Origin of the sequence: Paraburkholderia sp. RCC_158, from assembly GCF_041355255.1 — a bacterium.
In the GTDB taxonomy this organism is placed as follows: domain Bacteria; phylum Pseudomonadota; class Gammaproteobacteria; order Burkholderiales; family Burkholderiaceae; genus Paraburkholderia; species Paraburkholderia graminis.
In genome coordinates, this window is the sequence record NZ_JBFUPM010000003.1 from 356,686 (window position 1) to 367,575 (window position 10,890).

10 protein-coding genes are annotated in these 10,890 nt (G+C 63.9%); 5 read left to right on the top strand and 5 right to left on the bottom strand.

All coding sequences use genetic code 11. The features are described from left to right. Positions 1 to 6: 6 nt before the first annotated feature. The 3 genes from AB6809_RS08605 to AB6809_RS08615 form a co-directional block, all read right to left on the bottom strand. Entirely contained in the window at positions 7 to 1,170 is a 1,164-nt protein-coding gene (locus AB6809_RS08605; RefSeq protein ID WP_371026447.1) for an acetyl-CoA C-acyltransferase, read from the bottom strand. Continuing rightward, complete coding sequence (locus tag AB6809_RS08610) at positions 1,113 to 3,242, bottom strand: 3-hydroxyacyl-CoA dehydrogenase NAD-binding domain-containing protein (protein WP_371026363.1); 2,130 nt, start codon at positions 3,240 to 3,242, stop codon at positions 1,113 to 1,115. The genes AB6809_RS08605 and AB6809_RS08610 overlap by 58 nt, the downstream gene beginning before the upstream one ends. Positions 3,243 to 3,427: 185 nt before the next feature. Further along, positions 3,428 to 5,113: a 3-(methylthio)propionyl-CoA ligase gene (locus AB6809_RS08615; protein WP_029968383.1), complete on the bottom strand. Its 1,686-nt coding sequence runs from the start codon at positions 5,111 to 5,113 to the stop codon at positions 3,428 to 3,430. Between the two features lie 221 nt (positions 5,114 to 5,334). Between AB6809_RS08615 and AB6809_RS08620 the strand changes: the two genes are divergently transcribed. From AB6809_RS08620 to AB6809_RS08640, 5 genes are all read left to right on the top strand, one after another. Beyond that, positions 5,335 to 6,891 carry a YdiU family protein gene (locus AB6809_RS08620; protein WP_307254411.1) on the top strand — a complete coding sequence of 519 codons (1,557 nt, stop codon included), beginning with the start codon at positions 5,335 to 5,337 and terminating at the stop codon, positions 6,889 to 6,891. Between the two features lie 61 nt (positions 6,892 to 6,952). Then, positions 6,953 to 7,375, top strand: coding sequence for a peptide-methionine (R)-S-oxide reductase MsrB (gene msrB / locus AB6809_RS08625; RefSeq protein WP_006048959.1), 423 nt, complete (start codon positions 6,953 to 6,955; stop codon positions 7,373 to 7,375). Between the two features lie 171 nt (positions 7,376 to 7,546). Beyond that, a complete protein-coding gene (locus AB6809_RS08630) occupies positions 7,547 to 8,077 on the top strand; it encodes a septation protein A (protein ID WP_006048958.1) in 531 nt (176 codons plus the stop codon). 1 nt (position 8,078) lies between these two features. Continuing rightward, positions 8,079 to 8,390 carry a BolA family transcriptional regulator gene (locus AB6809_RS08635; protein ID WP_006048957.1) on the top strand — a complete coding sequence of 104 codons (312 nt, stop codon included), beginning with the start codon at positions 8,079 to 8,081 and terminating at the stop codon, positions 8,388 to 8,390. Positions 8,391 to 8,401: 11 nt separating this feature from the next. After that, complete coding sequence (locus tag AB6809_RS08640) at positions 8,402 to 9,181, top strand: peptidylprolyl isomerase (protein ID WP_006048956.1); 780 nt, start codon at positions 8,402 to 8,404, stop codon at positions 9,179 to 9,181. Between the two features lie 55 nt (positions 9,182 to 9,236). On the opposite strand, the gene AB6809_RS08645 is transcribed toward AB6809_RS08640, so the two are convergent. Beyond that, positions 9,237 to 10,529, bottom strand: coding sequence for a HipA domain-containing protein (locus AB6809_RS08645; RefSeq protein WP_006048955.1), 1,293 nt, complete (start codon positions 10,527 to 10,529; stop codon positions 9,237 to 9,239). Next, positions 10,519 to 10,806, bottom strand: a complete 288-nt coding sequence (locus tag AB6809_RS08650) for a helix-turn-helix domain-containing protein (RefSeq protein WP_029968379.1) — start codon at positions 10,804 to 10,806, stop codon at positions 10,519 to 10,521. Before AB6809_RS08650 ends, AB6809_RS08645 begins: the two co-directional genes overlap by 11 nt. Between the last annotated feature and the right edge of the window lie 84 nt (positions 10,807 to 10,890).

Genomic DNA, 10,890 nt, shown 5'->3' on the forward strand with positions numbered 1-10,890 from the left:
GCGACCTCAGACCACTTCAAAGAGGCCCGCCGCGCCCTGCCCGCCGCCGATGCACATCGTCACCACGACGAGCTTCGCGCCGCGCCGCTTGCCTTCGATCAGCGCATGTCCGGCGAGGCGCGCGCCCGACACGCCATACGGATGGCCCACCGCAATCGCGCCACCGTTCACGTTCAAGCGCTCCTGGTCGATGCCGAGTTTGTCCGCGCAATACAGCACCTGCACGGCGAACGCTTCGTTCAGTTCCCACAGGTCGATGTCCCCGACTTTCAGACCGGCCTGCTTGAGCAGCTTGGGCACCGCGAAAACCGGGCCGATGCCCATCTCGTCCGGTTCGCAGCCGGCCACCGCGAAGCCGCGAAAAATGCCGAGCGGCTGCAGCCCTTCGCGCTCCGCGAGCTTCGCGTTCATCACCACGCAAGCCGACGCGCCATCCGAAAACTGGCTCGCGTTGCCCGCGGTAATCACGCCGCCGGGCAGCGCCGTGCGAATCTTCGATACGCCTTCGAGCGTCGTGTCCGCGCGAATGCCTTCGTCGCCGCTGACGGTGACTTCCTTCGTATAAAGACGCCCCGTTGCCTTGTCGGCGACGCCCGCGAGCACCGTCAACGGCACGATCTCGTCGTTGAAGCGGCCGGCTTCGAGCGCGGCTGCGGCGCGCTGCTGGGAGCGCACGCCGTATTCGTCCTGACGTTCCTTCGAAATCGAATAGCGTTTGGCGACGTTCTCGGCGGTCTGCAACATCGACCAGTAGATTTCCGGCTTGTTCTCGCTGAGCCAGCCTTCGGTCATCATGTGGCGGTTCATCTCGTTCTGCACGCACGAGATGGATTCCACGCCGCCCGCGACGAACACATCGCCTTCGCCGGCGATCACGCGCTGCGCGGCAAGCGCGATAGTTTGCAATCCCGACGAACAGAAACGGTTGACCGTCATGCCCGGCACGCTGACCGGCAAGCCCGCGCGCAGCGCGATCTGCCGCGCGATGTTCATGCCCGTCGCGCCTTCCGGATTCGCGCAACCCATGATCACGTCTTCGATGCGCGCCGGGTCCAGCTTCGCGCGCTCGACCACGGCCTTCGTCACGTGGCCGCCGAGCGTCGCGCCGTGGGTCATGTTGAAACCGCCGCGCCATGACTTGGCGAGCCCCGTGCGGGCGGTCGATACGATGTGCGGCCCTGCGCCGCGAGTTCGGCGATGCTCGGCGCAAGTTGCCACGCGTCGCCGTTCGGCTGCGATGCGTAGCGGCGTATTGCGCGCTCGACGTTGTAAAGCCCGACGGTATCCGCGTACAGCATCGGACCGCCGCGATAAAGCGGAAAGCCGTAGCCGGTCAGATAGACCATGTCGATGTCCGACGCTTTCGACGCAATGCCTTCCTCGAGTATCTTCGCGCCTTCGTTCACGAGCGCGAACACGAGGCGCTCGACGATTTCCTCGTCGCCGATCTTGCGCCGCTCGCTACCGGTTTCCTTCGAATAAGCGACGATCATTTCGTCCACCATTTTCGACGGATACGCGGTGCGGTCGCCCGCCTTGTAGTCGTACCAGCCGCCGCCGGTTTTCTGGCCGAAGCGCCCGCTCTCGCACAAACGGTCGGCGATTTTCGAGTAGTGCATGTCAGGCTGTTCCTGATAGCGGCGCTTGCGGATCGCCCAGCCGATGTCGTTGCCCGCCAGGTCGCTCATACGGAACGGCCCCATCGCAAAGCCGAATTTTTCGATGGCCCGATCGACCTGCGCAGGCAGCGCGCCTTCTTCAAGCATGAAGAGCGCCTGGCGGATGTACTGCTCGATCATCCGGTTGCCGATAAAGCCGTCGCACACGCCCGAAACAACCGCGGTCTTCTTTATCTTTTTCGCGAGCTTCATGACGGTGGCGAGCACGTCTTTCGCGGTCTTCTCGCCACGCACCACTTCGAGCAGCTTCATCACATTGGCCGGGCTGAAGAAGTGCGTGCCGACGACGTCCTGCGGACGCTTCGTGAACGCGGCGATCTTGTCGACATCGAGCGTCGACGTGTTCGACGCGAGAATCGCGCCCGGCTTCGCGATTTCATCAAGACGCCTGAATACCTGCTCCTTGACGCCGAGTTCCTCGAACACCGCTTCGACGATCAGGTCGGCGTTCTTCAGGTCGTCGTAGGAAAGCGTGGTCGTGATGAGCGCCATGCGCTCCTGCAGCGCCTCGGGCTTGAGCTTGCCCTTCTTCACGCTCGCTTCGTAATTGTTGCGGATCGTGGCAAGACCGCGCTCGAGCGCGTCCTGCTTCATCTCGAGCAGCGTGACCGGAATGCCCGCGTTGATGAAGTTCATCGCGATGCCGCCGCCCATCGTGCCCGCGCCGATCACCGCGACCTGGCGGATCTCGCGCACCGGCGTATCGGCCGGCACATCGGGAATCTTGCTCGCCGCGCGTTCGGCGAAGAACGCATGGCGCAGCGCGCGGCTCTCGGGCGTTTGCACGAGCGCGACGAAGCACTCGCGCTCGAATGCGAGGCCCTTGTCGAAGCCGTTTTTCACGCCGGCCTCGACAGCGTCGATGCATTTGAGCGGCGCGGGAAAATTCTTCGCGATAGCCGCGACGCTGTTACGCGCGAACTGAATGAAGCCCTCGGCATTCGGATGCTCGATCTTGCGATCGCGCACTTTCGGATGCGGGCCTTGTTTCGCGCCGACCTTGCGCGCAAACGCGAGCGCGGCTTGCGTGAGATCGCCTTCGGCGAGTTCGTCGAAGAGACCGGAACCGGCCAGTTTCTGCGAGTCGACCGGCACGCCCGACACGATCATGTTGAGCGCGCTTTCGAGGCCGATTGCCCGCGGCAGACGCTGCGTGCCGCCCGCGCCCGGCAGAATGCCGAGCTTCACTTCGGGCAATGCGATCTGCGCGCCGGGCGCGGCGATGCGGTAATGCGCGCCGAGCGCCAGTTCGAGGCCGCCGCCCATCGCGACGCTGTGAATGGCCGCAACCACCGGCTTGGCGCTCCCTTCCACGGTCTTGATGACGGTGGCGAGCGTCGGCTCCTGGGTCGCCTTCGGCGTGTTGAATTCGGTGATGTCGGCGCCGCCCGAGAAGGCCTTGCCCGCGCCCGTCAGCACGATGGCCCGGATGGCCGGATCGCGTTGCGCTCGCTCGATGCCTTCGACGATCCCCGCGCGCGTCGACAGGCCGAGGCCGTTGACGGGAGGATTGTTCAGCGTGATGACGGCCACGCCGTCATGGGTTGTGTAGTCCACTGCCATCTGCCTGCCTCCGTGCGATGCATTGCATCCATGAGATGAGGCGGCGCAGCGCGCGCCGCCCGTCCGGTTGATCGAGCCGGCGAATGGCCCAACTCGAATGCGCCGGCCTTCGTCTTCAGCTTAGGTCGGCGGTTCCGGTGTCAGCAGGCAGAATACACAAAAAAGCACGTTCGTTCAATTTACGATCAGGCGGGGTTTCCCCTGGCGAGCGGGCAATCGCCTTCGTGCATGCGGTCTTCGAGCGCGGACGGCAGCACATGATCGCGGAAAATATCGCGCAGCTTGAGCTTCTGCAGTTTGCCCGTCGCCGTATGCGGCAGTTCGTCGACGAACACGACGTCGTCCGGAATCCACCACTTGGCGACCTTGCCGTTGTAGAACGCGAGCAGTTCGTCGCGCGTCACGTCGAGGCCCGCGCGCTTGACCACGACGAGGAGCGGCCGCTCGGTCCACTTCGGATGCGCGCACGCAATGCACGCCGCTTCGGCCACTGCGGGATGCGCGATCGCGACGTTTTCCACGTCGATCGAACTGATCCATTCGCCGCCCGACTTGATCACGTCCTTCGAGCGGTCCGTGATCTGCAGGAAGCCGTCGTGATCGATGGTCGCGACATCGCCGGTCGGAAACCAGCCGTCCACGAGCGGCGAGTCGTCCTTGCGGAAATATCGGTCGATCACCCACGGCCCACGCACGTACAGATCGCCGAACGCGACGCCGTCCCACGGCAACTCCTGTCCGTCGTCGCCGACGATCTTCATATCGACGCCATAGAGCGCATGCCCCTGCTTCTCGAGCAGTTTGCGCTGCTCCGCGACAGGCCGCTGCGATTGTTCCCACGTAAGTTTGGAGAGCGTGCCGAGCGGCGACATCTCTGTCATGCCCCATGCATGAATGACCTGCACGCCGTAGTCGTCGACGAAGCTGCGCAGCATCGCCGGCGGACACGCGGAGCCGCCGATCACCGTGCGCTCCAGCGACGAAAACCGCGAGCCGCTTTCGCGCAGATAGTTGAGCAGGCCGAGCCAGACGGTCGGCACGCCCGCCGAATACGTGACGCGTTCGCGCTCCATGAGTTCGAACAGCGACTTGCCGTCGAGGTCCTTGCCGGGGAACACGAGCTTTGCGCCGGTGAGCGGCGCGGCGTGCGGGATGCCCCATGCGTTGACATGGAACATCGGCACGACGGGCAGCACGGAATCGCGCGCGGACAGCGCCATCGCATCGGGCAAGGACGCGCCGAACGCATGCAGCACCGTCGAGCGATGCGAGTACAGCGCGCCTTTCGGATTGCCGGTCGTGCCCGACGTATAGCAGAGATACGACGCCTGCCGTTCGTCGATGGGCGGCCACTCGAAGTCGCCGTCGTGCGCGTTCACGAGCGTTTCGTAGCTGAGCACGGGCGTTTGCATGGCCGGCAGATGCGCTTCGTCGGCGAGCGCGATCCAGCCGCGCACTTTCGGACATTGCGGCGCGAGCCCGTCGACGAGCGGCGCGAACGTGGTGTCGAACAGCACGTAGGCGTCGTCGGCGTGATTGACGATGTAGGCGATCTGATCGGGAAAAAGCCGCGGGTTGATCGTGTGGCAGACCGCGCCGAAGCCGGTCGTGCCGTAGTACGTTTCTAGATGCCGGTAGCCGTTCCAGGCGAGCGTCGCGACGCGCTCGCCGGGCTGCACGCCAAGCGCGATGAGCGCCTGCGCGAGTTGCTTCGCGCGCCGTTCGCAATCGCGATAGGTATAACGGTGGATGTCGCCTTCAATGCGCCGCGACACGATCTCGGCGGTGCCGAAATGCCGCGCGGCGTGCGCAAGCAGCGAGGACACGGTGAGGGGCACGTCCATCATCTGGCCAAGCAGCGGCATCGTCATAAAGAGTCGTCTCCTCGCCTTTTGCTTTTCAAAGAGTGCGGATCGGAAAGCGCCGTGCGCGGGAAATCCGCCGCGGCAGTGAAATTGCTGAAGCAGTCGGCAAGCGAGCCGGCGGCTCGCCACGCATCGGCAGCCACGCGGCCCGCGCGGCTTACGTGCCGGCCCGCCAGCAGCGCCGCGGGTGCGGACTTACAATATCGGTTAATAGTGAGGCGCTCAACATGTCGTTTTCCCCAAGCATTGCAGGCCTGTCCGGGCCTTTGGCGGCACTTTCCGAAGCTCTTTCCACCTCCAACGAAAACGCGTTCGCGCAGCTTGGCAGCACATTTGTCACGCGTTTGCCGGCCACGCCGCTCAACGCGCCGTACGTCGTCGGTTTCTCTTCCGAGACCGCGGCGATGCTCGGCCTGGAGCCGGGGCTCGAAAAAGATCCGGGCTTCGCCGAGCTGTTTTCGGGCAACGCCACGCGCGAATGGCCGGCAGATGCGCTGCCCTATGCATCGGTCTATTCGGGGCATCAGTTCGGCGTGTGGGCGGGTCAACTCGGCGACGGCCGCGCGCTCGGACTCGGCGAAGTCGAACATGACGGCCAGCGCTTCGAGCTGCAACTGAAAGGCGCGGGCCGCACACCCTATTCGCGCATGGGCGACGGCCGCGCGGTGCTGCGCTCGTCGATTCGCGAATTCCTGTGCTCGGAGGCGATGCATCATCTCGGCATTCCGACCACGCGCGCGTTGTGCGTGATCGGCTCGGATCAGCCGGTGCGGCGCGAGGAAGTCGAAACGGCCGCCGTGGTCACGCGCGTCGCGCCGAGCTTCGTGCGCTTCGGCCACTTCGAGCACTTCTATTCGAACGACCGCACGGACGCGCTGCGCGCGCTCGCCGATCATGTGATCGAGCGCTTCTATCCGCATTGCCGCGAAGCCGACGACCCGTATCTCGCGCTGCTGAACGAAGCGGTGCTGTCCACCGCCGACCTGATGGTCGAATGGCAGGCCGTGGGCTTTTGCCACGGCGTGATGAACACCGACAACATGTCGATCCTCGGTCTGACGATCGACTACGGCCCGTTCGGCTTCATGGACGGCTTCGACGCCGGCTACATCTGCAATCACTCCGATTCGCAAGGCCGTTACGCGTACCGGATGCAGCCGCAAATCGCGTACTGGAATCTTTTCTGCCTCGCACAAGGGCTCTTGCCGCTGCTCGGCGAGCGCTACGAGGAAAGCGTGCGCGGCGACAAGTCGATCGAAGACGCGCAGCGGGTGCTCGCCGGTTTCAAGGACCGCTTCGGTCCGGCGCTCGAGCGGCGCATGAGCGCGAAGCTCGGACTCGAGATCGAGCGGGACGGCGACGCGGCGCTCGTGAATCGCCTGTTCGACGTGATGCACGCCAATCGCGCCGATTTCACGCTGACGTTCCGCAATCTCGCGCGTCTCTCGAAGCACGATGCGAGCGGCGACGCGCCGGTGCGCGATCTGTTCCTCGATCGCGCCTCGTTCGACGCGTGGGCGAACGACTATCGCGCGCGGCTGTCCCATGAAACACGCGACGACGCGGCGCGCGCCATTGCAATGAACCGCGTCAACCCCAAATTCGTTCTTCGCAATCATCTGGCGGAAACGGCGATCCGCCGCGCGAAAGAGAAGGACTTTTCCGAACTGGAGCGTCTGGCCGCCGTGCTGCGCCGTCCGTTCGACGAACAGCCCGAGCATGAGGCGTATGCCGGCTTGCCGCCCGACTGGGCAAGCTCGCTCGAAGTGAGCTGCTCGTCGTGACGCGCGCGTCGCCGCATCGCGCGAACCGCGCTCCCACCCAAGCCCGAGAGAGGAACCGACCATGAACAATCCCGACGACCTCAAGCACGACGCCCCGGCCGTACAGAAAGACGACGCCGAGTGGCGCAAGCAGCTTTCCGACATCGAATATCAGGTGACGCGGCACGCGGCCACCGAGCGTCCCTTCACCGGCCGCTATCACGATCACTGGGATCGCGGCATCTACGACTGCGTCTGTTGCGGCACGCCGCTGTTCGAGTCGGACACCAAGTTCGACGCCGGCTGCGGCTGGCCGAGCTACTTCAAGCCGATCAACGGCGAAGTGATCGCGGAGAAGACCGACCGCTCGCACGGCATGCTGCGCATCGAGGTGCAATGCAAGAACTGCGGCGCGCATCTCGGCCACGTGTTCGAGGACGGCCCCGCGCCGACCGGTCTTCGCTACTGCATCAATTCGGCTGCGTTACAATTCGAGCCCAAGTAACGCAGCGCGTGCGCTGATGGCGGGACCCGACGAGTGTTTGGCGGCCGCTTGCACGGTCCGCCAGGCGCCGTCGGTCGTGATGCTGAAGCTGAGCGCCCGGCGCAGCCAGCCAGTTGGCGGATCACGGCGCCCCTGCCTCTCCGACCCACTCTCCGAATTCCCCGTCCACACATGAAATTTCTGTTCGATCTGTTCCCGATCATCCTGTTCTTCGTCGCCTTCAAGGTGTGGGGCATCTTCACGGCGACGGCAGTGGCGATCGTCGCCACGCTGGTGCAGATCGCGTGGGTGGCCTTCCGCCATCGCAAGGTGGACCCGATGCTGTGGGTGAGCCTCGGCGTCGTCACCGTGTTCGGCGGCGCGACGCTCGTGCTGCATAACGACACCTTCATCAAGTGGAAGCCGACCGTGCTGTACTGGGCTTTCTCGGTCGTGCTGATCGTCTCGCAACTGGCCTTCAACAAGAACCTGATCGAAGCGATGATGGGCAAGCAGATCACGCTGCCGCACGCGATCTGGGGCAAGCTGAATGTCATCTGGGCGATCTTTTTCGTGCTGCTCGGGCTGCTCAATCTGTTCGTCGCGTACAACTACACGACCGACCAATGGGTCAATTTCAAACTGTTCGGCGCGACCGGCTGTCTGGTGGTGTTTATCGTCGGGCAAAGCTTGTGGCTGTCGAAGTACATGAAGGAGGAATGACATGAGCGACGTGTTCATGCACGCCACCACCGCCGAGCGCGCCGCGCTGATCGAGGCGCGCCTCACGGCTGCGCTCGCGCCCATCGCGTCGATCCAGATCACCGACGACAGCGCGCAGCACGCAGGCCACGCCGGAGCCTCTGCCGGCGGTCATTTCAGCGTCACGATCGTGGCCGCCGCGTTCGCCGGGAAGCCCCGCGTGGCGCGGCATCGCATGGTGTATGATGCGCTGGCCGACGCCATGCAGCGCGGCATTCATGCCCTTGCCATCACGGCTTACACGCCCGAAGAATTCGCTTTGTTGCCCCGCTAGGAAACCTTCCGATGACCTTGAAGAAAACCCGCCTTTGGGTATTGCTGGCTGCGTTTGCGGCCGCACCTGCATTCGCACAGAACATCGCCGTGGTGAACGGCACGCCGATTCCGAAAGCGCGCGCCGACGCGCTGATCGATCAACTGGTTCATCAAGGCCAGCAAAACACGCCGCAGTTGCAAATGGCAGTGCGCGAAGAGCTCGTGAATCGCGAGATCCTGATGCAGGAAGCGCTGCGCCGCGGGCTGCCGAATCGGCCGGACATCAAGGCGCAAATCGCCGTCGCCCAGCAAACGGTCGTGCTGCGCGCGCTGATCGAAGACTTCGTGAAGAAGAACACGCCGAGCGACGCGGAAGTCACCGCTCGCTATAACGCGCTGATCAAGGACGCGGGCGGCAAGGAGTATCACCTGCATCACATCCTCGTCGACAACGAACAGCAGGCGAAGGACCTGATCGCGAAGATCAAGGGCGGCGCGAGCTTCGAGGATCTCGCCAAGCAATATTCGAAGGACCCGGGCTCGGGCAAGAACGGCGGCGACCTCGACTGGTCCGATCCGAAAGCCTACGTGCCCGAGTTCGCGGACGCGGCCACGCATCTGCAGAAAGGCCAGATGAGCGAGACGCCGGTGCATACGCAATTCGGCTGGCACATCATCCGCGTGGACGACGTGCGCAGCATCACGCCGCCGCCGCTGGAACAGGTGCGCCCGCAGATCGTGCAGCAGATTCAGCAGGAAAAGCTGCAGGCGTTCGAAGAAGGTCTGCGCAAGAACGCGAAGATCCAGTAAGCGGCAAGCTGGTTCGCTTCATGGCCCCGTTCAGTCGATGACTGAACGGGGCTTTTTATTTGCGCAGTGCCCGGCTCATTTCAGCAAGCGGCATCGCAACGATCGAATCGAGCAGGCGGACTTCGCCGGCATTCGGCTGCGCGATTTCGTCGACGGCCCGCCGCGTGTTCGCGACTTTCGCGTCGGCCAGTGCCAGCATTTCGTCCAGCAATTTCTCGCAGCCTTTCAAAGGAAGGCGCAGTGCTTGCCCGAACTCGAGCATGTTCTTCCTGGAGATGTCGGCGAAACGCGTGGCCTGACCGACAGGCATGGTCAGATCGCAGTCGGGCCAGCGGTCCTGATTGTGCGGCTGGTAAGTCGGCGTGTGATAGACGACTGTGCTCACCAGGTCATAGAACGGCGCGAGCATGTAGCCCCGGAAAGTCGCGAAAAACGACACGTTCTTGAGATGCGAGTCCGCATTGCCGATAAGCACATTGAAGATGGCCCAACGGAACAGATGCAGCCGCGCGACGGCTCGCGTGCTGGTTATCTCGATGGCATCGCTCAACACCTGCGCGTTCGCGTTCCGGTATTTGAAGCTGCGGTCGTAGTTCAGCAACTGCATCGCGTCGATCGTGTGCAGGCGCCGAACCGGCTCGCTGGAGATGTCGCGATCGAAGCGGTCGATCACATAACACGCCGACGGCACGCGCAGAAAATGCGTGGGCGGCACCGGCAGACCCATCGCCTGCGCCAGTCGCATGCAGAAAAATTCGTTGATTGCCGAATGCGGATAGCCGGTGCTTCGCATGTCGGGCTTCAGCAAATGCATGGACGGCTCGCTGCCTAGCGGCTCGAGAAGCTCGTACTCCGGTGCATTGCCCCTTAACGTCAAAAGAAGCTTCTGCTGCGCGCCAGCCGCCGACATGCGCTTGGGTGCGGTGGCGGTCAGCGCGCGTTCGGGCATGGCGCGAATGCGCGCGTCGAGATTGGCGTACGACAACGGTTGCAAACCGCCCGAAGCCTCGCGCTCGCCTTCCGCGAGCAGAGTCAGCGCGCCTGCCGATTCCCGGCCGTAGTAGGCGAGCAGACCCCAGGCATCGTTTGCATCGACTGTGGCTTCGCGAGCAAGCGCCGCTCGCATTTCTTCTTCGGGCAACAGATTGTCGAAGAACCATTGAACCGGCCTCTCGCTCGAGCCATCCACAAAAGACGCGGACTGGAACGCGAAAGCGGGCGACAGCGCGAACGCGTCGCCGTAGCCGAGCCATTCCTCGTCGTAGGTGAACGACCAGACGCCGTTTTCATCGCTCACGGTGCCGACGCGCCGGCGGTTGGCGTATGCGACGAGTGTTCTAGCCGCCACGATTGCTCCGCCGGCGACGAGGTGCACCTGCGGCCGCGGCCGCGGGAAGATTGACGGGGGTCTCGGCGCGCAGTGTTATGCCGAGTTCGCCAAGCAGATGCAATACCTTGCCGATCTGCGCCGTCGTCTTGCCCGCCTCGATGTGGCTGATGAATTTGGGCGACAGGCCGGTGGCAAGCGCGACGTCGTCTCGCGTGAGCCCTTGCGCGAGCCGCGATGCTCGCGCCAGTTCGCCCAACTGCGCAATGTCAGTAATCAACACTCCGGATTCCCGCACTTTCGACTCCCTCGCCGTCCGTATCCGCTCGGGAACATTATGGCATAGCGAAGCGGTTCAAAGCCGTTTTCGTACCCGAGCGGA